The sequence below is a fragment of the Streptococcus infantis ATCC 700779 genome (assembly GCF_000187465.1).
Taxonomy (GTDB): domain Bacteria; phylum Bacillota; class Bacilli; order Lactobacillales; family Streptococcaceae; genus Streptococcus; species Streptococcus infantis.
Map to the genome: position 1 here is coordinate 1,397,124 of NZ_GL732439.1, position 23,925 is coordinate 1,421,048.

The following is a 23,925-nucleotide window of genomic DNA, read 5'->3' on the forward strand; positions in this document are numbered from 1 at the left end:
TTCAAGGGGATTTCTTTTTGTTTAATAGTCTATTTTCTACTTGGCTTCATACCAAGTTACGCCTTCATTTTCATCAGCAATCAGGGGCACACTGAGTTGAATGGCTTCTTCCATGGTTTGTTTGACAAGTTTTTTAATAGATGCCAATTCTGACTTAGGCACTTCAAGAACAATTTCATCGTGTACTTGTAACAGCATCTTAGTTTGATAACGACCTGCTACCAAGGCTTTATCTAGCTGAATCATGGCGATTTTGAGAATATCTGCAGCCGATCCTTGAATAGGTGAGTTGATAGCTGTACGCTCTGCAAAACCACGAATGTTAAAGTTACGCGAATTGATATCTGGCAACTCACGACGACGTTTGAAGAGAGTCTCTACATAACCCTTATCACGCGCCTCACGAACCACTTCATCCATGTAGTTTTTAATACCTGGGAAACGTTCAAAGTAAGTGTCGATGTATGCCTTAGCCTCTTTACGGCTGATACCTAGGTTATTGGATAAACCAAAGTCTGAAATTCCGTAAACCACTCCAAAGTTGACAGCCTTGGCATTGCGACGGTCGTTTGGAGTCACATCCTCAGGACGTTCAATTCCAAAGACACGCATGGCTGTCGAGGTATGAATATCAGCTCCCTCTTGGAAGGCCTTGATTAAGTGCTCATCTTTAGAGATATGAGCCAAAACGCGCAACTCAATCTGTGAATAGTCAGAGCTGAGAAGGACACTATCCTCCCACTCTGGCACGAAAGCCTTACGAATGAGGCGACCTTGTTCCAAGCGAACAGGAATATTTTGCAAGTTTGGATCCACACTAGACAGACGCCCTGTCTGAGTCAAATCCTGCACATAGCGCGTGTGAATCTTGCCATCCGCTAAAATCCAATCCTGCAAACCAATCACATAAGTCGATTGAATTTTAGCAATCTGACGATAATCTAAAATTTTCTTGACGATTGGGGCAATAGGAGCTAGGCGCTCTAACACATCCACTGCTGTTGAGTAACCTGTCTTGGTTTTCTTGGTGTATTCTATAGGGAGACCTAGCTTTTCAAAAAGTAGTTCCCCCAACTGCTTAGGCGAGTTGATATTAAACTCCTCACCAGCCAATTCATAAATCTCTTGAGTCAGCTTTTCAATGACAAGCTCATTTTCAGCTTGCATCTCGAGTAGAGTTTCTTTTTTAACCTTGATTCCAGCGATTTCCATCTTAGCAAGAACAAGGGCCAGAGGTTGCTCCATGTCATAGAGAAGGTCTAATTGTCCGTTTTCACTTAACTTTTCAAGCAATACAGGCTCTGTCTCAACCAGCACAGCAACCTTACGAACTAAGTGCTCCAAGAAGGTTTCTCTCTCAGGGATAGCTTTCTTGACACCCTTACCATAGAAGGTTTCATCATCAACCAAATAAGTTTGGCCGTAGAGATTAGCAATGGTTGAAATTTCATTATTCTCTACTGTAGAGAGAAGGTATTTGGCCAAGCGACTGTCAAAAGCAGGAGCCTGCAAGTCCAAACCAAAGCGATTTAAGAGAACTTTAGCTTTCTTAAAGTCATATACTTTCAGAGGTGTTTTTTCTAGAAATTCCTTGAGAATCGGATCCTGCAGAAGTTCCAGCTTATCTGTAGCATAGAGCTTGTCTCCGCATGACCAGGCAAAACCAATCAAGTCATCTGTATGGTAGTTTTCACCAAAAAGTTCAAAGTGAAAGATAGAGTCGGCACTCAGCATGTCTTCACTCACTTTGTCCACCATGGTGAAATTCAAAGCCTCAGATTGATTCGCCTGAGAAGCATTCAAGGCTTGTTTGAGCTGTTTAAAGCCCATCTCATCGTAGAATTTTCCAAGGTTTTCAATATCTGGACCGCTATAAACCAAATCATCTAGACTGATTTCAATTGGCGCTTTCGTATCAATGGTCGCTAGTGTTTTAGACAGAAAGGCTTGTTCCTTGTCATTGACAAGATTTTCCTTCATCTTTGAAGCCTTCATGCTGTCAATATTTTCATAAATACCTTCCAGCGAGCCGTGTTCTAACAAGAGCTTGATCCCAGTCTTTTCACCAATCTTAGTCACCCCAGGGATATTATCAGACTTATCCCCCATAAGGGCCTTAAGATCAATAAACTGAGCTGGTGTAATTCCCATCTTTTCCATGAGATATTCTGGTGTAAAGGCCTCAAACTCAGCCACACCTTTCTTAGAAATCTCAACCACTGTATGCTCATCCGTCAACTGAATCAAGTCCTTATCTCCGCTGACGATGGTCACATCAAAAGAATCCTTTTTAGCCAAGCGACCAAGAGTTCCAATGATATCATCCGCCTCATACTGGGCTAATTCATAGTGGCGAATCCCAAGATGGTCTAGCAACTCACGAATGAAGGGAAATTGCTCACGAAACTCATCTGGAGTCTTAGCACGACCACCCTTGTAGTCTGCATACATCTCTGTACGGAAAGTCGTTTTCCCCGCATCAAAAGCAACCAAAATATGACTCGGTTGGACACGCTCCAGTAGGTGATTTAGCATCAGATGAAATCCGTAGATTGCATTGGTATGTAGTCCATTGTCATTTTTAAAACGATCCAGTTGCTGATAAAGAGCAAAAAAAGCTCGAAAAGCAACTGAAGATCCATCAATCAATAATAATTTTTTCTTGTCCATACACCCATTATAAAGGAAAGCAGGGAAAAATACCATTGCTAAGAGTTAGATTATCGGTCAATGTTTATTGGGGTGATTCTTCTACTCGCGCACCATTGCTGTCAACTTGGAACCCATCGATAGTCATATCTACTGCCAATTCTCCAGATGCATTCACGTAATAATATTTCCCTGAGACCTGGAACCACTGACTAGTCTTCATAGCTCCCGAGTTTTCAAGATAATACCAAATGCCCTTATCCTTCAACCATCCTGTCTGCATTTCTCCAGATGATTTCAAGTAGTACCACTTAGAACCGTCTTTTAGCCAACCTGTTCTCATTGAACCATTAGTTTGGAAATAGTACCAACTGCCGTTTATCTTTTTCCAACCAAGAGCGACTTTCCCATTTTCATAGTAGTACCATGTTATCCCCTGTTTTTCCCATCCATTCTTAGCAGTTGCTGTTTTAGCTAGCTGGACATATCTGCGATTTCCAGTTCGGGATAGATAACTAATCCATTTATAACCATCTTTTTCAAGAGTCTGATCGTAATGAACACTTTCTCCAGGGTAATAATAGTCAATAATCGCAGCCGCTTGTGATGGCTGGTTCATAATAGCAGCTTTTTCTGTAAAAACATGGGTTCCACTAGATACTAAAGTTGACTGATGATTTCCTGTACTAGCCTGTCCGACATCTTTAAAATGAATGAAACCAGACATAGAGCTTGCCTTCACAAGTCTACGATTGTACTTCTCTCTAATACCATAATTGTACTCCTCAATTTCAATCATATCACCAAAAACATTAGAAACCCATGCAACGTGGCCATATTCTCCGCTTCCGTCCCAAGCAATCGAACCAATTGTTGGAGTCTTGTCCACACGATAACCTTCTCGTTTAGCACGATAACCCCAATCCTTAGCATTCCCGTACGCAGCAGGCAACTCAAAACCATTGACACTACTTAAACGAAAGGCAGCGAAAGATGTACACTGTCTGGAGTATAGACGCCATTTATCAATTTCTTGACTTCCATTTTTATAATAATAGGGATAATCATCTCCTCGTGCCAGTGAGCCATTGTTTGCCTGATTGGCATGAACAGCTCCTCCACCAAACAAAAAAGCACCTGCTAACAGTAGGGAAGCTGTCCCCACTGTCGTTCTCTTAAGAAAAGTTCCCTTTTTACTATATGTCATTCATTCTCCTTCGAATAGATAAATTTTTGAGGTTGACCTCATTTATATCATTCGAAAGAAAAAGAAAAAAGTGAGAAAACTCCCACTTTCAACCTTAATCCAAATAGTGAATCAAATTCTTTTCCGTTAAAATATCAGAATACGTGAAGGATTCAACGTAGACGTTGGCCTGTTTGTCCCCTTCAACATCCCCAAATTCAACGATAAAGAGTGATGGATAGACTTCAATAAGTCTTCCTAAGCGGTTCTTTTGGCGTTTACGACCATTTTCCAAGGTCATTTCCACCACTTGTCCTTCATGCGCCTTGATTTCTTCTTTGATTTTTTTCATCTTGGCTACATCTGTAAATGCATCTGTCATCTTTGTTCCTCTCTCTTCGAAATACTTGAAAACTTGTTATACTCTTTTTGAAAAATCAATTCTACCGTTCCACGCGCACCGCTACGGTTCTTCTCAATAATAACTTCTACTTTGTTATTAGGAAGACCTTCCTCTTCTTCGCCACCACGTTCATAATAGTCATCACGATAGAGAAAGGCGACGATATCCGCATCTTGCTCGATAGATCCTGACTCACGAATATCTGATAGTACAGGCCTTTTATCTTGACGTTGTTCAACACTACGTGACAGCTGACTTAGCGCAATTACAGGCACCTTCAATTCCTTGGCTAGAATTTTCAACTGACGTGAAATCTCTGACACCTCTTGCTGACGGTTCTCACGACCAGTCCCTGTAATTAACTGCAGGTAGTCAATCAAGATCAATCCAAGATTGCCTGTTTCCTGAGACAATTTTCTGGCGCGTGAACGAATCTCCGTAATTCGAATCCCTGGTGTATCATCGATATAGATACTTGCTTTTGCAAGATTACCTTGAGCAATCGTATATTTACGCCACTCTTCCTCAGTCAATTGCCCTGTACGGATAGAGTGGGACTCCACTAGTCCTTCGGCAGCCAACATACGGTCGACCAAACTCTCTGCCCCCATCTCGAGAGAGAAAATTGCAACGGTCTTGTCAAGCTTGGTTCCAATATTTTGAGCAATATTCAAGGCAAAAGCAGTCTTACCAACCGCAGGACGAGCAGCAAGGATAATCAACTCCTCCTCGTGCAAACCAGTTGTCATATGATCCAAATCTTGATAACCAGTAGCAATCCCCGTAATATCCGACGTTTGTTGTGATCGAACTTCCAGATTCCCAAAATTAAGATTTAAAATGTCACGAATGTTTCTAAAACCACTACGATTTGCATTCTCACTGACATCGATCAAACCTTTTTCTGCTCGCGCAATGATTTCATCTGCAGGACTAGAGGCTTCATAAGCTTGGTTTACAGACTCTGTTAACTTAGTAATCAAACGACGAAGCGTGGCTTTCTCTGCTACAATTTTTGCATAGTATTCAGCGTTTGCAGAGGTTGGTACAGAGTTGATAATCTCAACAAGGTAGGACAAGCCACCAATATTTTGCAAATCACCTTGATCATCTAATATCGTACGAACAGTCGTTGCATCAATGGCTTCGCCTCGATCTGACAAATCAACCATGGCCTGAAAAATCAAACGGTGAGCATACTTAAAGAAGTCTCGAGAGTCAATATATTCTCGAACAAATACGAGTTTACTCTCATCGATAAATATAGCTCCCAATACCGATTGTTCTGCCAAAATATCCTGGGGCTGAACTCGTAGTTCCTCTACTTCTGCCATCAGACTTTCCTTCCTTTTACAAAATCATTACTCAAATCTAGCTTATCCTTCTTTTACACGAAGATTGATGACGCTAGTTACATCCTGATAAATTTTTACCGGAACATCAATCAAGCCAACTGCTCGAATTGGAGATTGAACTTGAATATGACGTTTATCAATTTTAATTCCAAATTGTTTTTGGAGTTCTTCAGCAATTTTCTTGCTAGTAATTGAACCAAAAGTTCTTCCATCTGGACCAACTTTTTCAACAAACTCGACGATTGTTTCTTCTGCTTCAAGTTTCGCCTTAATTTCTTGTGCTTCTGCAAGAAGTTGAGCATGTGCTTTTTCTTCAGATTTTTGCTTCCCGCGCAACTCCCCAATTGCTTGAGAAGTCGCTTCTTTAGCAAGGTTTTTCTTAATCAAAAAGTTTTGCGCATAACCTGTTGGCACTTCCTTGATTTCGCCTTTTTTTCCTTTGCCTTTTACATCTGCTAAAAAGATTACTTTCATTCTTCTGTCTCCTTTTCTCTAATTTCATTAGAAATAACGGTTTTTAGTTTATCACCTGCTTCTTGCAGAGTCATATCTGTCAGTCGGGCAGCTGCCAGGTTGAAGTGGCCTCCACCTCCCAACTCTTCCATAATCCGTTGCACATTGATCTTACTTCGACTTCGTGCAGAAATGGAAATATCCCCTTGGCTGTTTTTAGCAATGACAAAGCTAGCTTCAATACCTGACATAGCTAACATAGTATCAGCCGCTTTACTAATCACTACAATATCATACTCCTTATCATCCTTGGCCTGAGCTACAAGAATAGAAGGTTGTACGGCCTGTCCTTGCAAGATTAGCTCATTAACCAATCGATACTCTTCAAAGTCAGTCGCCGCAAGTTCTTGAATTACAATACTATCACTACCACGTGTTCTTAGATAACTTGCCACGTCAAAGGTTCGGCTAGTTACACGAGAAGTGAAATTCTTAGTATCCAGCATCATACCGCCCATAAGAACACTAGCTTGGATACGACTTAAGCGTGCTTTCTTAGAGTTTTGGAATTGAATTAACTCTGTTACAAGCTCGCTCGCGCTACTTGCTCCACTCTCGATATAGGTGATAACAGCATTTTCCGGGAAATCTTGATCTCGTCTATGGTGGTCAATAATGATGGTTTGTGTAAACAAATCATAAAACTCTTTTGACAAGGTTAAAGCTGTCTTAGAGTGGTCGACCATCACTAGCAAGGAACGATTAGTGACCATTCCCATAGCTTGAGTTAGAGGGATGAGTTTTGTTACTCCCTCATTCTCTAAGAATTGAATGGCACGATGAATGTCCGGAGACATTTGTTCTGCATCATAGACCACATAACTTTCATCCAAGACGTTACTCGAGAACAATTGCATACCAACAGCAGAGCCTAAAGCATCCATGTCTAAGTTTTTATGACCAACTACGAAAACATGGTCAACACTTCTCAACTTTTCAGAGATTGCCGTCATCATTGCTCTTGTACGTGTTCTTGTTCGCTTAATAGAAGCTGCAGAACCACCACCAAAATAAATTGGATTTTTCGTCTCATCATTTTCTTTTACAACGACCTGGTCTCCACCTCGAACTTCTGCAAGGTTGAGATTTGATAAAGCAACTTTACCAATACCCTCATGATCGCCATCACCGTATGACAAGCCCATACTCATGGTTAAGGCTAAATCTCTCTGCTTAGCTTCTTCACGGAAGGTATCAATTACAGAAAATTTATCCTGCATCAATTGCTCTAATACCGTATAGTCGGTAAATAAGTAAAAACGATCCATGGTCACTCTACGAGAAAACATCTGATATTTTCCAGTAAATTCTGATACAAAATTTGCGACAAAACTATTAATTCGACTGATGTCAGATTCAGATGTTTCGTTCTCTAAATCATCGTAATTATCTACCGAAATAATACCAATAACAGGGCGACTCGTCACCAATTCAACTGTGGCTTCGTACTCTCCAGAAACGTCAAAAAAGTAGAGGACACCAGAATTTCTATCTAGATGTACCGCATAACGTTTTTCTCCCACATTTGCATAAATCCCAGGAGAAGATATGGATGTTTTTATAATTTCTTGAACTTGAGGAAGGTCAATTTCTCCATCTTCCGTTGTCAACATTAACTCTGCGTAGGGATTGAACCACTCAATCTCACTGCTTTCCATGTTTAGCTTGACAACTCCAACAGGCATCTGTTCTAAGAGTGAACTTAAACTATCTTCCGCCTGATGGTTTACGTATTGGATTTGTTCAATTTCTGTTTTTTGATAAGATTTCCTCTGAAAATAAAATAGCAAAAGAAATGCCACCATCAAGAAAAATAAGCATGCTATTGTGACTAGGTTATTTTGAAGAAAAATAACCAATACAGTCATGATTATAAAGGCAATCCCAACAAATAAGTATATAAAAAAGGGATTCATTTCATTTTTTTTCATTACAAACCTCTTGCGCAATATTATACCATATTTGCACTGAAAAAGCGACCTTTAAAGAAGGAATAGCACTTGTGCTCAAATGTAGTATTCATGAACACAAAAGGTGGTTTACACTAGTGTAAACCACCTTTTTAATCTAAGCATATTAAGTATTATGATTCTTTCACTTCAAGAAGACCAATATCTCCATCTTCGCGTCGATAAATGACATTTGTTGTTTCATCTTCAACATCGATATAAATGAAGAAATCATGGCCCAATAAGTCCATCTGAAGAAGCGCTTCTTCAAGGTCCATTGGTTTTAAATCAATTTGTTTTGAACGAACAACTTTAGGTTGAGCAGCATCTGTCTCTTCTACCAAGGTATCTGTAAATAGTTGGCTAGTAGAAACTTTATTTCTGTTCTTACGTTCAATTTTAGTTTTATTTTTACGGATTTGACGTTCAATCTTATCTGTCACCAAATCAATAGATCCATACATATCTTGAGAAACGTCTTCTGCACGAAGAGTTATAGACCCAAGCGGAATTGTTACTTCTACCTTAGCAGTCTTTTCACGATACACTTTCAAATTGACACGCGCATCTAGTTCTTGATCTGCTTGGAAGTATTTTTCGATCTTTTCGAGTTTAGAAACTACATAATCACGAATTGCTTCAGTTACTTCTAGGTTTTCACCACGGATACTATATTTAATCATATAAGTACCTTCTTTCTAAACATATTTGTTTTTCTACATTTATTATAACGCTTTCATTATCTTTTTGCAATCTTTTTCCTCATCTTACGAGGGAAAATGTTTTAACCTCTTCTGCTCCTGCATTCTCTAGCATACTCTTGACACGGTTAACAGTCGCTCCTGTCGTATAAATATCATCAATCAATAGAATCTTTTTTGGAATCCTACTGTCTTCTTTAATAAAAAACGGAAGTTCCGTGGCCAAACGCTCCGAACGATTTTTAGAAGAACTGGCTTTCTCTTCTCTTTTCCCTAATACATCCAGATGGGAAAGTCCTGCCGCTTCTATTAGGCCTGCAACCTGATTAAAACCTCTTTTTGCATACCTCTCAGGGCTTAAGGGTATTAAAATAAAATGATAATCCTTGTATTTTTTTAAATTCTCTTTTAAAATCATAGCAAAAACTTTTCGGAGCATATAATCACCATCAAATTTATAACGATTAAAGAAGTCTTTCATGGCTTGATTATAACTAAAAATCGCTTCATGGCTTACTTCAATCCCTTCTTTACACCAAAGTTGACAATCTTGACACGAACTTGACACTCCTTTTTTATAACAATTTGGGCAATGTTCTTCCCCAATCATTTCAAAACTTGAGTAACAAGCTAAACAAAGTGTGCTCTCCTCCTTTTTCAAAAAAAGAAGCTCTCCAAAGGTTAGATTTTTCTTCAAATGTTGGGCACATAGTAAACAAATCATAGGCCTGCCTCCTTGTTCATCAGTTTAATTTCCTTTATAGCATTCTTAATCGAACGATTTAATCCATTATGAAAGAAAATTAGATCTCCTGTAGGTCTATCCATGCTACGACCTACACGTCCTCCAATTTGAATGAGACTTGATTTTGTAAAAAGACGATGGTTTGCTTCTACGACACAGACATCAACACAAGGGAAGGTAACTCCGCGCTCCAATATTGTTGTGCTTATCAATATGGTCAATTCCCTATCCCTAAAAGCTTGAACTTGCTCTAATCTATCTTCAGTAACTGAGGATACGAAACCAATTTTCTCATTTGGAAATTTCTCTTGTAAGATTTCCTTCAACTTCTCTCCCTTTGTAATTTCTGATGCAAATATTAGTAAGGGGTAGCCAGTTCTTCTCTGGTTTTCAACATATCTTTTTAGCTTTGGTGGTAGGCGAAACTTATCCAAACATTTATCCAGATCAGATAGCCAAACGGGTTTTGGAATAATTAAAGGATTTCCATGGAACCGCCTTGGCAGGCTTAATCGTTTTAGCTCCCCTAAGCGAACCTTCTTATCCAACTCATCTGTAGAAGTTGCAGTGAGAAAAATTCTGAGTCCATTTTCCTTTACACAATTCTTTACAGCTTTGTAAAGCATCTTGTTGTCAACATAGGGAAAAGCATCTACTTCATCTACTATTAGTAAATCAAAAGCGTGGTAAAACTTTAATAATTGATGAGTTGTTGCAACAACTAGTGGTGTCCGAAAGTATGGTTCAGACTCACCATGCAGTAAAGCTATTTCGCAAGCAAAGTCATTCTGCAATCGCTTATACAATTCCAAACAAACATCTATCCGTGGACTTGCTAGACAAACTGCGCCACCATCATTAATAACTTTCGCAACAACTTTATAAATCATCTCTGTCTTCCCAGCGCCAGTCACTGCATGAACTAAAGTCGGTTGCTGGTTCTCTACTGCTTGAAGTAAGCCTTCTGATACTTTCTCTTGAAATGGAGTCAATTGTCCCTTCCATTTAAGAACATCTTGTTTAGGATAATCTTCTTGAGGGAAATAATATAAGGCCTGATCACTCCTAACTCGCTTCATCAACAAACATTCTCGGCAGTAATGAGCATTAATAGGTAGAGACCATTCATCTTGAATCATACTATCACATCGTTGACAGAAGAGTTTCCCCTTCTCTTTTCTCATGCTTGGCAGCTTCTCCGCCAGTTGTCGTTCTTCAGGGCTTAATTCTTGTTCTGTAAAAAGTCGACCAAGATAATTTGGATTTATTTTCATACTTCTTTATTCGTAAAATCTAGAACTTTAGACTATTTTTTAGTACAATAAAAATATGGAATTTAGAACGATAAAAGAGGACGGACAAGTCCAAGAAGAAATCAAAAAATCACGATTTATTTGTCATGCAAAACGTGTCTATAGTGAAGAAGAAGCTCGTGCCTTTATCACTGCTATCAAAAAAGAACACTATAAGGCTACTCACAACTGCTCTGCTTTTATTATCGGTGAGCGCAGTGAAATCAAGCGAACCAGTGATGATGGGGAGCCAAGTGGAACTGCTGGTGTACCTATGCTAGGAGTTCTAGAAAATCACAATTTGACCAATGTTTGTGTAGTTGTTACCAGATATTTTGGTGGTATCAAACTGGGAGCAGGAGGTCTTATTCGCGCTTATGCAGGTAGTGTTGCCTTAGCTGTCAAAGAAATTGGAATTGTTGAAATTAAAGAACAAGCAGGAATTCAAATTCAAATGAGCTATGCTCAATATCAAGAGTATGGAAATTTTCTTAAAGAACATAATCTTATGGAACTCGAAACCAACTTTACAGATCAAGTTGACACAATTATCTTTGTTGATAAAGAAGATAAAGAGGATACCAAAGCTGCCCTCATAGAATTTTTTAATGGGAAAGTTATCCTAACAGATCAAGGCTTACGAGAAGTTGAAGTTCCTGTAAACCTTGTGTAAAGCACGTTTAAATATCTTCCCTCCATTTTTAGATTTACACTAACTATTTTTCTGATTGTTATAAAAAAATCCTATCGCTTCGATAGGATTTCTATATTTTACAAAAGTCAAAGTTAGCGTTATACTAGAAGCATCTTATATAAAGAGGTGCTAACATGGCTATTTATAACAATATCACAGAACTTATCGGAAAAACACCGATTGTTAAATTGAATAACATTGTACCAGAAGGTGCAGCAGACGTTTACGTAAAACTAGAAGCTTTTAACCCAGGTTCATCCGTTAAAGACCGCATCGCTCTTAGTATGATTGAAAAAGCAGAACAAGAGGGTAAATTGAAACCAGGCTCTACAATTGTTGAAGCAACAAGTGGGAATACTGGTATCGGTCTTTCATGGGTTGGCGCTGCTAAAGGTTATAAAGTTGTCATCGTTATGCCTGAAACAATGAGTGTTGAACGCCGTAAGATCATCCAAGCTTATGGTGCTGAACTAGTCCTCACTCCCGGTAGTGAAGGAATGAAAGGTGCGATTGCAAAAGCGCAAGAAATTGCTGCTGAACGCGATGGTTTCCTACCATTACAGTTTAATAACCAAGCTAACCCAGAAGTTCACGAAAGAACAACAGGAGCTGAAATTCTAGCTGATTTCGGTGCTGATGGTTTAGATGCCTTTGTTGCTGGTGTTGGTACTGGAGGAACTATTTCAGGTGTTTCTCATGCTCTTAAAACTGCTAACTCAAACATTCAAGTTTTTGCAGTTGAGGCAGACGAGTCAGCAATCTTATCAGGTGAAAAACCAGGACCTCACAAAATTCAAGGTATCTCTGCAGGATTCATCCCAGAAACACTTGATACAGAAGCTTATGATGGTATCGTTCGCGTGACATCAGACAATGCTCTTGCACTTGGTCGCGAAATTGGTGGAAAAGAAGGCTTCTTGGTAGGTATTTCTTCTGCCGCAGCTATCTATGCAGCAATCGAAGTTGCTAAAAAACTTGGGGCAGGTAAAAAAGTCCTTGCGCTTGCACCAGATAACGGAGAACGTTACCTATCTACAGCGCTCTATGAGTTCGAAGTATAGTCTCTTAAATACACAAAGCCCTTTAACAAGGGCTTTTTAATTTTTTTTATAAAGTTTTTCTATATGAAAAAGGAAGCAAAGCTGCTTCCTCTTTTTATTATTAGTTATTCAAAGCTGCTGCCATTGTAGCTGCAACTTCAGCTTCAAAGTCATTTGCAGCTTTTTCGATACCTTCACCAACTTCAAAGCGAGCGAACTCAACTACTGAAGCGTTAACTGATTCAAGGTATGCTTCAACTGTCTTGCTGTCATCCATGATGTAGACTTGTGCAAGAAGTGTGTATGCTTGGTCAACTTTAGTGTTGTCAAGCATGAAGCGATCCATTTTACCTGGAATGATTTTATCCCAGATTTTTTCTGGTTTACCTTCTGCAGCCAATTCTGCTTTAATGTCAGCTTCAGCTTGAGCGATAACTTCATCAGTTAATTGTGCTTTTGATCCATACTTCAAGTGTGGAAGAGCTGGTTTGTTAACCATTGCACGGCTTTCGTTATCTTGGTCGATTACGTGGTTCAATTGAGCCAACTCATCTTTAACAAATTGCTCATCCAATTCTTTGTATGAAAGAACTGTTGGTTTCATCGCAGCAATATGCATTGAGATTTGTTTAGCAAGTGCTTCGTCTCCACCTTCGATTACAGAGATAACACCGATACGTCCACCGTTGTGTTGGTAAGCACCGAAGTGTTGTGCATCTGTTTTTTCAATCAAAGCAAAGCGACGGAATGAGATTTTTTCTCCGATAGTCGCTGTTGCAGACACATAAGCTGCTTCAAGAGTTTCACCTGAAGGCATTGTCAAAGCAAGAGCTTCTTCGTTGTTAGCTGGTTTTCCTTCAGCGATTACTTTTGCAGTTGCATTTACCAATTCAACGAATTGAGCGTTTTTCGCAACGAAGTCAGTTTCAGCATTTACTTCAACTACTGCTGCAACGTTACCGTTAACATAAACACCAGTCAAACCTTCAGCAGCAACACGGTCAGCTTTCTTAGCTGCCTTAGCCATACCTTTTTCACGAAGCAATTCGATTGCTTTTTCGATGTCACCGTCAGTTTCTACAAGTGCCTTTTTAGCGTCCATAACACCAGCACCAGATTTTTCACGCAACTCTTTAACAAGTTTAGCTGTAATTTCTGCCATTTTGATTCTCCTATATTTTTTAAAAATAGGAGAGCCGGGCTAAGCCCCGCCCTCCTAGGTAATTACTATTTATACGAATTAAGCGTTGTCGCCTTCAACAACTTCAACGATTTCTTCGATTGAGTCTGCTTGAGCTTCTGAAGCTGCAAATTCTGCTTCAACTGCTGCTACAGCATCTTCACCTTGGCGACCTTCGATGATAGCGTCTGCCAATTTAGCTGTGATCAACTTAACTGCGCGGATAGCGTCATCGTTAGCTGGGATGATTACATCGATATCATCTGGATCAGTGTTTGTGTCAACCATCGCTACAACTGGGATACCCAATTTTTTAGCTTCTTTAACAGCGATTTGCTCTTTATGTGGGTCAACTACGTACATTACATCTGGGATGCGAGGCATGTCTTCGATACCACCCAAGAATTTTTCAAGACGAGCGCGTTGTTTGTTAAGAAGTGCAACTTCTTTCTTAGGAAGAACGTCGAAGATTCCTTCTTCTTCCATGCGTTTGATTTCTTTCAAACGAGCGATACGTTTTTGGATTGTTCCCCAGTTAGTAAGGGTACCACCCAACCAACGGTGGTTGATGTAGTATTGACCTGAACGTTCTGCTTCTTCTTTAACAGCGTCAGCAGCTTGTTTCTTAGTACCAACAAACAATACAACTGCATCGTTAGCTGCTGCATCACGCATAAAGTCGTATGCTTGGTCAGCGTATTTTACAGTTTGTTGCAAGTCGATAACGTGGATTCCGTTACGCTCAGTGAAGATGTACTTAGCCATCTTAGGGTTCCAGCGACGAGTTTGGTGACCAAAGTGTACACCAGCCTCAAGAAGTTGTTTCATTGAAATTACTGCCATGAGTATTTCTCCTTTTTTGTTTTTTCCTCTTCTCGATTTCAGCTTGCAAAACAACCTTAAGGCAACAGTTTCACAATTCATCAAGAATGAGTATTATCGTTCACACGACAAAGTTCATTTTACCACAATTTCTCAATATTATCAAGCTATTTTGATGGTTTTTTAGCAGAACTTCTCAATTTAAAGACAAGAAAAGAGACTCGGAAAGAGTCTCAATTTTTTCATTAGTTTGGATAGATGTAAGTAACATAACCTTCAGAAGTTGTAGTTGGGTTGAACCATCCACGTTTGTTACCGATTGTACGATCTCCACCGTAGTTAGATTCTGATACTTGGATACTTGATGATGATGAAACAGCTGTAACAACCGCTACGTGTCCATAGCCACCATCATTCCAACATGCAATCGCACCAACTTGTGGTTGAGAACCAGTACGGAAACCTGCTGCAGCTGCACTTGTTGCCCACTGCGCTCCGTTACCCCAGTAATCTCCAGCCCAAGGTGCCAATGTTTTAGCTCCCCATGTACATTCACCTGTTGGATAACTTGAAGCGTTTGTACTATATGTAGGACGTTGGCTTACAGGAGTTGGTGCAGGTGTGTAACTCGAGTCATCATCTGATGAAGATGAAGAACTTGAAGCTGCTTGTACTTGTGCTGCAAATGTTGTGTTTGCTGAAGCTGCAACTGTTTGTTGTTGACTTGTTTGTTGAGCTTTGTAAGCCGCTTCTGCTTCTGCCGCTGCTTTCGCTTCTGCCTCAGCTGCCGCCTTTTGCTCTAGCAAGGTAGCTTTTTCACCTTCTGCAGTAGCTTTTTCTGCTGCAAGATTCAACTCAGCCACTTTCAATTCAGCTTGTTTTGTTGTCAAAGCTTGGGCGTCATCTGCAAGTGTTTGTTGGTTAGCAATAACTGTGTTGATTGCTTCATTATTAGCAACTTGTTTCTCAGCAATAGCTTTTTTATCTTCTTTTTGTTGTTGCAACATTTTGTTGTTAGCTGATACAATTTCACTCATTGCTGCTACACGAGAAATAGCTTCTGTGATTGAGTTAGAGTTAATAATTGTATTAATGTAGCTTGTAGCAGTTCCGTTAGTTTGTGCACTACGAGCTTGGTTTTCAAGCGATTCATTACGAGCTACGATATTTTTTGAAAGCTCTGTGATTTCACCTTCAAGTTTTTTAGATTCTTCTTGAAGATTTTCATTCTCAGTTTGCAACTTTTCTTGTTCTGTTTGAATAGCTGTAACTTGAGTTTGAATCTCATCAACTTGTTTTTGAGCTTCCTTTTGTTGCGTTGTCAACTCACTAATTTTGCTATCTTGAGCTGCAATTTTTTCATCTGTTGTGTTAGCTTTAACACTTGACAGAACAGCTCCTTGTGAAACCAATACTGTACTTAACAAAAGTGATGCTAGAATTTTTTTCTTCATAAGTGTAAATACTCCTTCTTTAAAAAGACATTACTAGTATATCAAAAAAAGGCCTAATAAATATTACGCCTTTATTACAGTTTTGTTTCTTTCTTATAGATATATTTTTTCAAAAATATATTGGAAAACTAACATCCATATAAAATTCAATATCATAGTAGGACCCAGACTATAAACTATAAAAACAGGTAGATTTTCTGAAGTCAATCCTACCACATGTGCTAGAATAAAGCTACCAAATTCAAATGTAAAAGTCATCATTAAAATAGCTAATAATCTTGTCCATCTATTTAACAAAATAACAGAGTTGCTTTTATATACGATTGCTCCAATAATCACAAAAAGAAGACTGGCTATCCCTATCAGATGGAAGAAATAGATGTCGTATATAAGTCCTAGAACCAAGCAATAGGCCAAAAACAGATATTCTGATACTTCGATTGTCTCGAATAGTAAGAAGATGAAGATGAAGTGGCTTACTATTTGAAAATGCGGGAAAAAGCTATTTACAAATTGTCCTAAGTGGCTATCTATTAAAATGATTACGGGCAAGAGCAAAAACATCCCTATTTGCTTAAAAAGTCTCATGATGGATTCCCCACTATCTCTACGACTTTAAGATTCATTGGATCAGCATGCATTTTGACCATAACTTCTCTTGTCAGATAATCATTAGTAGGGGTCACAGATACGACTTCTCCTACAGGAATGTCTGTAGTATTGAAGTTCCCCAAACCTCCAGTTACCACTTTATCACCTTGACTAATATCTCCACTATTATTTAGCTGGCTAATTTTCAACAGTTCCTTTTCCTTGTCATAGCCAACGATAATACCATAAATACTATTAGACCCATGCTGGATTTTAACAGAAATCTTCTCTGTATTTTCAGCATTCGTTAATAAATTGACCACAGTTGAGTTGTCTTCTACGTTTTCAACGCTTCCAACCAATCCTCCACCAGAAACAACAAGCATACTAGTTGTTACACCTTGTTGCGAACCAACATTAACTGTTAATTCTTGTTTCCAAGTCGCCGGAGTTCTCATGATAACATCCGTAGCAATTAGCTTAGTCGCATTCAATTTTGACTTCATATCTAGTAATTGACGCAGTTGTTCATTTTCTTCTTTTAAGCGATCTGCTTCATTCTTTTCCTTTTCCATTTGATAGAATTCTTTTTTGAGAGTTTCATTCTCATTGTAAGCTCTCGTCAAATTTCCTAAATCTGACTTTGTAGATTCTAACCATTGAAATGGTTTTTGCACAATTCTATCTATCAGAGAAATGCCATCTCCAGCTTTTGTCACAACTGTACTTGATTGTGTCGTCACTAAAAAAACAGAAACTACTAGTATAACGACAAATAGAACAATGATATATTTTGATTTTTTAAAACGATTCATACCTCTACCCTATCTCATTCTATCTTCTCTTTAGGATTTCAACAAAAATAGAATCAAACCCAACACACATACAAGGAGTAAGGCCACACTATCTTTATTCATCCAATTCAACTGCCGGTACTGACTGCGTCCGTTACCACCTTGATATCCTCTAGCCTCCATGGCTGTAGCAAGAGAATCCGCTCGTTTCAAACTCGTAGCGAATAAAGGAATCAAAATAGGAATCATAGCCTTAACTTTTTGGATTATATTCCCTTCTCCAAAATCAACACCACGCGCCTTTTGAGCGTTCATAATTCGAATCGTATCATCCATTAAGGTTGGTACAAAACGTAAACTCATAGACAACATGAGCCCGATTTCATGAACAGGAACCTTAAATCTTTTCAAGGGTCCAAGCAAGGACTCAACTGCTGTAGCCAGGCTTAATGGCATGGTTGTCAAGGTAAGCAAAGTTGAGAAAAAGATAATCAACACAAAGCGGCAAAAAATGATTCCCGCCTGCTCAATGCCATGACTCGTGATTTTAATAAACCCCATCTCGAACAAGACATCTCCACCAGAGATAAAGAAAAGTTGAAAAAGGGTTGTAAAAGCAATCAGAAAAAACATAGACCGCAAACCTTTTATGAAAAAGGATAAGGGAACCTCAGATAAGGCTACAAATATACCTGTTACAACGAAAAGGATCACATTAGTTATTGGATTATTGGCCCAAAAAACGATCATAATCAATAAAATCATTGCCACTAACTTACTACGAGGATCCAAACGATGAACAATCGAATTTCCTGGTATGTAACGACCTAAAATCATGTTATCCATTGATGAACTCCTTAAACTCCTCTATCGTTATCGGCAATTGTTTAAAAGAAACTCCTCGTTCAGCTAGCCTTTGAGCAAATCTTGTGATTTTTGGAACACCTAATTGGATTTTTTCCATGAATTCGACATTTTGAAAAACAAGACTTGGCTTCCCACTCTTGACCAACTTTCCTTTTTCCATCACATAAACTTGGTCAGCAAATTCGGCCACGTCATCCATCAGATGGGTCACTAAAACAATCGTGATACCATCCTGATGAAGTTTTTTAAACAAGGCCATTAACTCTTTTCGACCAATTGGATCCAAACCAGCTGTTGGCTCATCTAAAACCAAAATGCTAGGCTCCATCGCCAAAATACCAGCAATCGCAACCCTTCTCATTTGTCCGCCTGAAAGCTCAAAGGGACTACGTCCAAAGAGTGACTCATCAATTCCTACTAAAGCTAGTTTTTCACGCGCAATAGCTTCTGCCTCTTCTATAGAAACTCCAAAATTTTGAGGTCCAAAAGCCACATCTTTTAAGACAGTCTCCTCAAAGATTTGATTTTCTGCAAACTGAAAGACTAAGCCCACTTGTTTGCGAATTTGACGAATTTGCTTATTGACGGATCTTGATGTAATTAATGTATCAAAGACACGAACACTTCCCTTTGTGGGAACCAACAACCCATTCAAAAGTTGAAGGATTGTAGATTTCCCGCTTCCTGTATGCCCAATAATTGCTGTATAAGATCCGTCCTCTATTGACAAATTAACATCGGACAAGGCAGCTGAGGCAAAGGGGGTTCCTTCCTGATACGTATAACTCACATTGTCTAGAATAATTCCCATAAAGCCTCCTCGAGCTCCTCTTCGGTCAGGTAGTGCTCTGGTAATTTCAAGCCACTAGTACGTAGTGATTCTTTTAATTGGTTGACAAAGGGTTGATCTAAACCAATTTGATCTAAATCTGACCTAGAAAATAGTTCTCTAGGAGTACTAGTTGATTCGATTTCTCCTTTTTTCATCACCAAAACACGGTCACTCATGGCCACCTCATCTAGGTCATGCGTAATGGAGATTACTGTCATTTGGTGATCTTGGCGAATCTTTTGGACAATCTTAATCAACTCTAGTCGTCCCTCTGGATCCAACATGCTTGTAGCCTCATCCAAAATTAAAATGTCTGGTCGCAGAGCAACAACTCCTGCGATAGCCACTCTCTGTTTTTGGCCACCTGACAAGCGAGCTGGTTCCTTTTTAGAAAATTCAGCCATCCCAACTAATGACAGAGCTTCAGAAACTCGCTTCTTCATCTCTTCAAGTGGAATCCCTTGGTTTTCTAGTCCAAAAGCAACGTCATCTTCTACGGTTGCCCCCACGAATTGGTTATCAGGATTTTGAAATACCATACCAATCTTACGTCTTTTTTCCCAGACGTTTTCCGGAGTTAGGCAATCACCGTCTATCCAAATTTCTCCAGATTCCGCTTCTAGCAAACCGTCAATCAAGCGAACAGTTGTTGATTTCCCACTACCATTATGACCAACGATAGACAACCATTCTCCACGTTTCACGTGAAACGAAATGTTATGAACATCATAGTGTTCTTGATCTGCCTGGTATCGAAATGACAGATTCTTAATTTCAATAATCGATTCCATATCTAGCGAAAGGTTCCTTTAAACAAATACGCGCTTCCCTTGAAGTAATCATAACCAGAATAAACTGTAAAGAACAAAGCGATATAAAGAGTTATCTGACCAAGTAAATTCCAATGAAATAACAAGAAGATAATCGCAAACATCTGACTAAATGTTTTGATTTTTCCTGGCATTGCTGCAGCTAAAACAGTTCCGCCAGTTTCAACTAAGAGTAGGCGCAACCCAGTAACTGCAAGTTCTCGGCAAATGATAATAGCAACTACCCAAGCAGGAGCCATATTTAGACCTACTAGCATGATAAAGGCCGACATAACTAACAACTTATCTGCCATTGGATCTGCGAATTTCCCAAAGTTGCTAACTACTTGCCATTTCCTAGCTAAATAGCCATCTAGATAGTCAGTGATACTGGCAATGGCAAAAATAATTGCTGCTATTTTATGTAACACAGGAGACTGTCCAAATGATAGAAGGAGAACAAAAATCGGAATAAATAAAATTCTACCAAGCGTAAGTATGTTAGGAATATTCTCTTTTTTCATGTTATCCTTCCTTAATTTGAACTTAATTTCAATGTAATCCAGCCAGTTTGACCAGTTAATTTCGAAGTATCAATTTCCTGATTATCGATCTTGATTTTCACGCCTTTGACAACACCTAATGTGATAGTTACTGGAGAGCCTTTAGAAACTGTTGTTTTGGCCATCTTATTATTAGGCTCAAGAGTTGTTCCTCCAGCCAATTCAGTATCTGAAACACTAATCCAGCTTGTTGCATCCGTCACAGATAGTTGAAGTTCGGCAGTATCTTTAGCAGTTTTATATTCTACCGATATAACATCTCCCTGACCAGAAACCGTCACAGTTGATGCGTCGCTCGAACTTGATGGGCTAGTGGTTTGATTGCTAGTTGTCGTTTCACTACTTGTTGCACTTGTTGTCGTAGTCACAACATTATAGTTGGCTGAAGTTGTTGCTGTCGGTTGTGTTTGAATGTAATTCCAAACATAATAAGAAACAAAAATTATAATAGATAAGGAGAAGAGAATAAAGTAAAACAGAGGGAGCAAGGAACGTTTCTTGCGATTAGAACGTCTACGACCTGATAGTTCTATCTCATCAACATCAACTTCCTCATAGGTAATCATACTCCCTGAATCATATGCGTCTAAAACAAGATTTTCATCCAACTCAACTGCCCAAGCATACTTCCTCAAAAAAGAACGTGTATAAAAAGGGCTTGGCAACTGGTCGAAATCATCTGATTCTAAAGCCTCAAGCAGATTCAGTTGAATGTCTGTCTTGCGCTGCAATTCCTCTAAACTCAAACCTTGATTGATTCTTGCTAAACGTAACACTTCACCAATTGTTTTTTTTCTCATACTTACCATGCCTTCTTTCTAGTTTATTTTATATTTCGATGGCTATAGTGGAAAAATTGTAAATTCAACTATTTCACTATTATCGATAAAATGATGTCCTACCTCAAGAACATCATCCAAGGTCATTTCCTGTATAATCTTTGGTAAATCAAACAGGGTTGTTTCGTCAGAATGTGACTGATATTGGGTCGCAATAAATTCTAAAGAGTTCATACTATGGATAAATTCTCCATAAATTTCACTTTTGATTAAATCAAGATGTTCTTCCGAAATATCTGCATCAGTAACAAAACTCTGAATCGCCTTTCGGAATTGATGCGAAATTGACACAGGCTCCTTCGTGTCCATTGTCAGCATCAAAAAGTTAAAACGTCGATTGATTTCAACTTCTAAAGATAATGAAGAATCTAATTTCCCGGTTTCATACAAACTCTGAAATCTTTTAGAGGTCCAACCAAACATCATCGTAAATAAAGCTCTTAGTAAGACGCTATATCGATAACAATCCTGGTGACTCATATCAGAATTCGTTCGAACTCCTATTGCTAATTTAGGTGATGCAACATCCATGCGAATGCTCTCAACCTTCTTTACAGGGTGTAAAGCGATGGGTTCTTTTGGATTTTGAACTATACAACCTCCAACATCCTTTTGCGAGAAATAATTCTGTATCAACTCTAAATCAAAATTTCCAACGAGGAAAATTTGGCTATTGACAGGAGTGTAAAATTCATCAAAATTGTCCCGTAGATCCTCTAAACTAATATCTTCTATCGAATCTTCAGTCCCAACAATATCTGAAGCTAGTGGAGTTTCCGGATATAGATTTGCAAGTGTTTTAAAGAACAAGCAAGAATCAGGATCATCCTGATACATTTCGCGTTCTTGTTGAATAATATCCTTTTCTCGTTCAACAGATTCTTCAGTAATTTTAAAGCTAGTAACAAGCTCGTCAAGCAAGTCCAAACACCCAGCCACATTGTCAGAGGTTGAAAAAAGATAACTTGTATTTGTAAAGCTTGTAAAGGCATTACTATCTGCACCTAATTTAGTAAATGCAGCCATGATATCTTCAGAATTTTCTCTTTCAAAAAGTTTATGTTCTAAAAAATGAGCAATCCCCTTAGGATATATTTTCTTTTTACTATCTCTAGCTGTAAACTCAGTGTCAACTGAACCAACATAGACAGTTACTACACCATAAACTTCGTTAAAATCATTTTTAGGAAGTAAAGAAACTGTCAATCCGTTTTCTAATTTTGCTTGATAAAGAGTTTCCTTTACAGCAGGATAATATTTCTCTTGAAAAGTAACTCTAGTCATTCTGCTCCTTCCATAAAATAGATAGCCTGCAATTTCAAACTAGATGCCGCCCTACAGATTTCATCCTTGTCAACTTGCTCTAGTCTCTCTATCAAAGTATCCAGGTCTAAAACCGATTTACCAAAAAAGAGGCTTAAGTATTCTCTATCTATAATCGAATCTTGATTATCCTGACTTAACAACATCGTCCTACGAATCATTTCCTTAGTTTGATTAACTTCAGAATCTGTAAATCTACCATTTTTGATAGCTAACAATTGATCATTCATCAATTTTCTTACCTTGTTTCGGTTTTGACGATTTATCCCAGCAAACAATCTTAAAAATCCACTAAAGAGATCTAAGTGACTAGAAACAGTGTAGGCCAACCCTTCCTTTTCCCTAACTTGGGTAAACAATTTAGAGTGCGGGAAAGCTCCAAGCAAACCATTCACAAGAAGCAAGGCCATCTTTTGATCATCTCCATAACCAATTGTGTTATGATAACCCATTTCTAGAATAGACTGACCTAGGTTTTTCCTAGCAATTCCTTCTCTAAGAACATTTGAATAACCTTGCTGATATTGAATATTTACAGTTTCTTTACGACCTGTCAAGTTAAATTTCTTCAAGTTTTCTAAGACTTCAATTTCATTAAAATCACCTAAAAATAATAAATCAATTCTATCTTCCTTCAGCATTTTTTGAAAACTTGAATAGCAAGATTTAGAAGTCTCTTCGGAAATTCTGGCAATTAAATCTCTAGGAACTAACTGCATTGATTCCTCTTGGAAAAACAACTGATCCAATTCTTTATGGGCAAAGAAGAAAGGATCCTCTAATTCTGATTCTAGTCTCGCCAACAATTGTTTTTTTTCAATTTCAAAGGCATTGTTCTCAAATTCATCTTCATTTGACAATGGATTAAATATGACTTGATACAATAATTCTAAAATCTGAGCAGTTAATACGTTTTTCTTACTTAAGAATTCATCTCGAACATAAGTCAAACTCACGTCTACTAAGTGACTTTGTCCCCTTCTATAAGCATGAGTTGACAAATCTGCACCATACAATGCCGCCAGATGTTTTCTAAGAACCTGAGCAGTCGGATAGCCTTTATTAGCAGTTTCAAGCATACTGGCACTTAGCATGCGACCAGAAATTAAATCCAGAGATAATGGAGCTGTGAAACGCATGGTTATTTTATTTGTCTTAAACTTTTTAGATTGGATAAAATGCACTGCAATTCCAGGGAATAACTCCATCTTTTACCTCCTTTTACATAGAGTTCTATTATACCATGAAAACGAAAATTTTTCCTGTTCTCTTTGACTCTTTTGAAATTAAAATCGTTTTCATATCAGTAGTTTCTTCTCAACTA

At 38.6% G+C, this 23,925-nt stretch carries 23 protein-coding genes; 2 read left to right on the top strand and 21 right to left on the bottom strand.

Translation table 11 applies throughout. The features are described from left to right. Positions 1-36: 36 nt before the first annotated feature. From polA to HMPREF9423_RS09405, 9 genes are all read right to left on the bottom strand, one after another. Positions 37-2,670: a DNA polymerase I gene (gene polA / locus HMPREF9423_RS09365; RefSeq protein WP_025170207.1), complete on the bottom strand. Its 2,634-nt coding sequence runs from the start codon at positions 2,668-2,670 to the stop codon at positions 37-39. Between the two features lie 64 nt (positions 2,671-2,734). Then, entirely contained in the window at positions 2,735-3,856 is a 1,122-nt protein-coding gene (locus tag HMPREF9423_RS09370; protein ID WP_006149066.1) for an SH3 domain-containing protein, read from the bottom strand. A 94-nt stretch (positions 3,857-3,950) separates the two neighbouring features. Continuing rightward, positions 3,951-4,217 carry a Veg family protein gene (locus HMPREF9423_RS09375; protein ID WP_004250994.1) on the bottom strand — a complete coding sequence of 89 codons (267 nt, stop codon included), beginning with the start codon at positions 4,215-4,217 and terminating at the stop codon, positions 3,951-3,953. Next, on the bottom strand, positions 4,214-5,572 hold the full coding sequence (gene dnaB, locus HMPREF9423_RS09380) for a replicative DNA helicase (RefSeq protein WP_006149067.1): 1,359 nt from the start codon (positions 5,570-5,572) through the stop codon (positions 4,214-4,216). Before dnaB ends, HMPREF9423_RS09375 begins: the two co-directional genes overlap by 4 nt. 42 nt (positions 5,573-5,614) lie before the next feature. Further along, a complete protein-coding gene (gene rplI, locus HMPREF9423_RS09385) occupies positions 5,615-6,067 on the bottom strand; it encodes a 50S ribosomal protein L9 (protein ID WP_004250991.1) in 453 nt (150 codons plus the stop codon). After that, on the bottom strand, positions 6,064-8,037 hold the full coding sequence (locus tag HMPREF9423_RS09390) for a DHH family phosphoesterase (protein WP_006149068.1): 1,974 nt from the start codon (positions 8,035-8,037) through the stop codon (positions 6,064-6,066). Before HMPREF9423_RS09390 ends, rplI begins: the two co-directional genes overlap by 4 nt. Before the next feature lie 152 nt (positions 8,038-8,189). Further along, positions 8,190-8,738 (bottom strand): ribosome hibernation-promoting factor, HPF/YfiA family, encoded by a 549-nt coding sequence (gene hpf, locus HMPREF9423_RS09395; RefSeq protein WP_004250989.1) that lies wholly within the window; start codon positions 8,736-8,738, stop codon positions 8,190-8,192. Between the two features lie 79 nt (positions 8,739-8,817). Next, positions 8,818-9,480, bottom strand: a complete 663-nt coding sequence (locus HMPREF9423_RS09400; RefSeq protein ID WP_006149069.1) for a ComF family protein — start codon at positions 9,478-9,480, stop codon at positions 8,818-8,820. Beyond that, positions 9,477-10,775 carry an ATP-dependent helicase ComFA gene (locus tag HMPREF9423_RS09405; RefSeq protein ID WP_006149070.1) on the bottom strand — a complete coding sequence of 433 codons (1,299 nt, stop codon included), beginning with the start codon at positions 10,773-10,775 and terminating at the stop codon, positions 9,477-9,479. The genes HMPREF9423_RS09400 and HMPREF9423_RS09405 overlap by 4 nt, the downstream gene beginning before the upstream one ends. A gap of 55 nt (positions 10,776-10,830) precedes the next feature. Between HMPREF9423_RS09405 and HMPREF9423_RS09410 the strand changes: the two genes are divergently transcribed. Together HMPREF9423_RS09410 and cysK are read left to right on the top strand one after the other, a co-directional pair. Continuing rightward, on the top strand, positions 10,831-11,466 hold the full coding sequence (locus HMPREF9423_RS09410; RefSeq protein WP_006149071.1) for a YigZ family protein: 636 nt from the start codon (positions 10,831-10,833) through the stop codon (positions 11,464-11,466). Positions 11,467-11,621: 155 nt separating this feature from the next. Beyond that, positions 11,622-12,548, top strand: coding sequence for a cysteine synthase A (cysK, locus tag HMPREF9423_RS09415; RefSeq protein ID WP_006149073.1), 927 nt, complete (start codon positions 11,622-11,624; stop codon positions 12,546-12,548). Positions 12,549-12,648: 100 nt separating this feature from the next. On the opposite strand, the gene tsf is transcribed toward cysK, so the two are convergent. The 12 genes from tsf to yfmF all read right to left on the bottom strand — a co-directional run bounded on the left by tsf (position 12,649) and on the right by yfmF (position 23,809). After that, entirely contained in the window at positions 12,649-13,689 is a 1,041-nt protein-coding gene (gene tsf / locus HMPREF9423_RS09420; protein ID WP_006149074.1) for a translation elongation factor Ts, read from the bottom strand. A 78-nt stretch (positions 13,690-13,767) separates the two neighbouring features. Beyond that, positions 13,768-14,550 carry a 30S ribosomal protein S2 gene (gene rpsB / locus HMPREF9423_RS09425; RefSeq protein WP_004250981.1) on the bottom strand — a complete coding sequence of 261 codons (783 nt, stop codon included), beginning with the start codon at positions 14,548-14,550 and terminating at the stop codon, positions 13,768-13,770. Positions 14,551-14,774: 224 nt separating this feature from the next. Continuing rightward, complete coding sequence (gene pcsB / locus HMPREF9423_RS09430) at positions 14,775-15,983, bottom strand: peptidoglycan hydrolase PcsB (RefSeq protein WP_006149076.1); 1,209 nt, start codon at positions 15,981-15,983, stop codon at positions 14,775-14,777. A 93-nt stretch (positions 15,984-16,076) separates the two neighbouring features. Next, entirely contained in the window at positions 16,077-16,571 is a 495-nt protein-coding gene (gene mreD / locus HMPREF9423_RS09435) for a rod shape-determining protein MreD (protein ID WP_006149077.1), read from the bottom strand. After that, positions 16,568-17,389, bottom strand: coding sequence for a rod shape-determining protein MreC (mreC, locus tag HMPREF9423_RS09440; protein WP_006149078.1), 822 nt, complete (start codon positions 17,387-17,389; stop codon positions 16,568-16,570). The genes mreD and mreC overlap by 4 nt, the downstream gene beginning before the upstream one ends. Before the next feature lie 30 nt (positions 17,390-17,419). Further along, positions 17,420-18,214 (bottom strand): energy-coupling factor transporter transmembrane component T family protein, encoded by a 795-nt coding sequence (locus HMPREF9423_RS09445; RefSeq protein WP_006149079.1) that lies wholly within the window; start codon positions 18,212-18,214, stop codon positions 17,420-17,422. Continuing rightward, a complete protein-coding gene (locus HMPREF9423_RS09450) occupies positions 18,207-19,046 on the bottom strand; it encodes an energy-coupling factor transporter ATPase (RefSeq protein ID WP_006149080.1) in 840 nt (279 codons plus the stop codon). Before HMPREF9423_RS09450 ends, HMPREF9423_RS09445 begins: the two co-directional genes overlap by 8 nt. Continuing rightward, a complete protein-coding gene (locus HMPREF9423_RS09455; RefSeq protein ID WP_006149082.1) occupies positions 19,031-19,858 on the bottom strand; it encodes an energy-coupling factor ABC transporter ATP-binding protein in 828 nt (275 codons plus the stop codon). Before HMPREF9423_RS09455 ends, HMPREF9423_RS09450 begins: the two co-directional genes overlap by 16 nt. Positions 19,859-19,860: 2 nt before the next feature. Beyond that, positions 19,861-20,400 (bottom strand): CDP-diacylglycerol--glycerol-3-phosphate 3-phosphatidyltransferase, encoded by a 540-nt coding sequence (pgsA, locus tag HMPREF9423_RS09460; protein WP_006149084.1) that lies wholly within the window; start codon positions 20,398-20,400, stop codon positions 19,861-19,863. Between the two features lie 11 nt (positions 20,401-20,411). Next, positions 20,412-21,239 carry a cytoskeleton protein RodZ gene (gene rodZ, locus HMPREF9423_RS09465; RefSeq protein WP_006155809.1) on the bottom strand — a complete coding sequence of 276 codons (828 nt, stop codon included), beginning with the start codon at positions 21,237-21,239 and terminating at the stop codon, positions 20,412-20,414. 42 nt (positions 21,240-21,281) lie between these two features. After that, complete coding sequence (yfmH, locus tag HMPREF9423_RS09470; RefSeq protein WP_006149086.1) at positions 21,282-22,562, bottom strand: EF-P 5-aminopentanol modification-associated protein YfmH; 1,281 nt, start codon at positions 22,560-22,562, stop codon at positions 21,282-21,284. Then, positions 22,559-23,809 carry an EF-P 5-aminopentanol modification-associated protein YfmF gene (gene yfmF / locus HMPREF9423_RS09475; RefSeq protein WP_006149088.1) on the bottom strand — a complete coding sequence of 417 codons (1,251 nt, stop codon included), beginning with the start codon at positions 23,807-23,809 and terminating at the stop codon, positions 22,559-22,561. The genes yfmH and yfmF overlap by 4 nt, the downstream gene beginning before the upstream one ends. Positions 23,810-23,925: the final 116 nt, after the last annotated feature.

Excerpts from the sequence above, each read along its gene's own strand:
- polA (WP_025170207.1), bottom strand. The coding sequence starts at position 2,670 with ATGGACAAGAAAAAATTATTATTGATTGATGGATCTTCAGTTGCTTTT.
- HMPREF9423_RS09370 (WP_006149066.1), bottom strand. The coding sequence starts at position 3,856 with ATGACATATAGTAAAAAGGGAACTTTTCTTAAGAGAACGACAGTGGGG.
- HMPREF9423_RS09375 (WP_004250994.1), bottom strand. The coding sequence starts at position 4,217 with ATGACAGATGCATTTACAGATGTAGCCAAGATGAAAAAAATCAAAGAA.
- dnaB (WP_006149067.1), bottom strand. The coding sequence starts at position 5,572 with ATGGCAGAAGTAGAGGAACTACGAGTTCAGCCCCAGGATATTTTGGCA.
- rplI (WP_004250991.1), bottom strand. The coding sequence starts at position 6,067 with ATGAAAGTAATCTTTTTAGCAGATGTAAAAGGCAAAGGAAAAAAAGGC.
- HMPREF9423_RS09390 (WP_006149068.1), bottom strand. The coding sequence starts at position 8,037 with ATGAAAAAAAATGAAATGAATCCCTTTTTTATATACTTATTTGTTGGG.
- hpf (WP_004250989.1), bottom strand. The coding sequence starts at position 8,738 with ATGATTAAATATAGTATCCGTGGTGAAAACCTAGAAGTAACTGAAGCA.
- HMPREF9423_RS09400 (WP_006149069.1), bottom strand. The coding sequence starts at position 9,480 with ATGATTTGTTTACTATGTGCCCAACATTTGAAGAAAAATCTAACCTTT.
- HMPREF9423_RS09405 (WP_006149070.1), bottom strand. The coding sequence starts at position 10,775 with ATGAAAATAAATCCAAATTATCTTGGTCGACTTTTTACAGAACAAGAA.
- HMPREF9423_RS09410 (WP_006149071.1), top strand. The coding sequence starts at position 10,831 with ATGGAATTTAGAACGATAAAAGAGGACGGACAAGTCCAAGAAGAAATC.
- cysK (WP_006149073.1), top strand. The coding sequence starts at position 11,622 with ATGGCTATTTATAACAATATCACAGAACTTATCGGAAAAACACCGATT.
- tsf (WP_006149074.1), bottom strand. The coding sequence starts at position 13,689 with ATGGCAGAAATTACAGCTAAACTTGTTAAAGAGTTGCGTGAAAAATCT.
- rpsB (WP_004250981.1), bottom strand. The coding sequence starts at position 14,550 with ATGGCAGTAATTTCAATGAAACAACTTCTTGAGGCTGGTGTACACTTT.
- pcsB (WP_006149076.1), bottom strand. The coding sequence starts at position 15,983 with ATGAAGAAAAAAATTCTAGCATCACTTTTGTTAAGTACAGTATTGGTT.
- mreD (WP_006149077.1), bottom strand. The coding sequence starts at position 16,571 with ATGAGACTTTTTAAGCAAATAGGGATGTTTTTGCTCTTGCCCGTAATC.
- mreC (WP_006149078.1), bottom strand. The coding sequence starts at position 17,389 with ATGAATCGTTTTAAAAAATCAAAATATATCATTGTTCTATTTGTCGTT.
- HMPREF9423_RS09445 (WP_006149079.1), bottom strand. The coding sequence starts at position 18,214 with ATGGATAACATGATTTTAGGTCGTTACATACCAGGAAATTCGATTGTT.
- HMPREF9423_RS09450 (WP_006149080.1), bottom strand. The coding sequence starts at position 19,046 with ATGGGAATTATTCTAGACAATGTGAGTTATACGTATCAGGAAGGAACC.
- HMPREF9423_RS09455 (WP_006149082.1), bottom strand. The coding sequence starts at position 19,858 with ATGGAATCGATTATTGAAATTAAGAATCTGTCATTTCGATACCAGGCA.
- pgsA (WP_006149084.1), bottom strand. The coding sequence starts at position 20,400 with ATGAAAAAAGAGAATATTCCTAACATACTTACGCTTGGTAGAATTTTA.
- rodZ (WP_006155809.1), bottom strand. The coding sequence starts at position 21,239 with ATGAGAAAAAAAACAATTGGTGAAGTGTTACGTTTAGCAAGAATCAAT.
- yfmH (WP_006149086.1), bottom strand. The coding sequence starts at position 22,562 with ATGACTAGAGTTACTTTTCAAGAGAAATATTATCCTGCTGTAAAGGAA.
- yfmF (WP_006149088.1), bottom strand. The coding sequence starts at position 23,809 with ATGGAGTTATTCCCTGGAATTGCAGTGCATTTTATCCAATCTAAAAAG.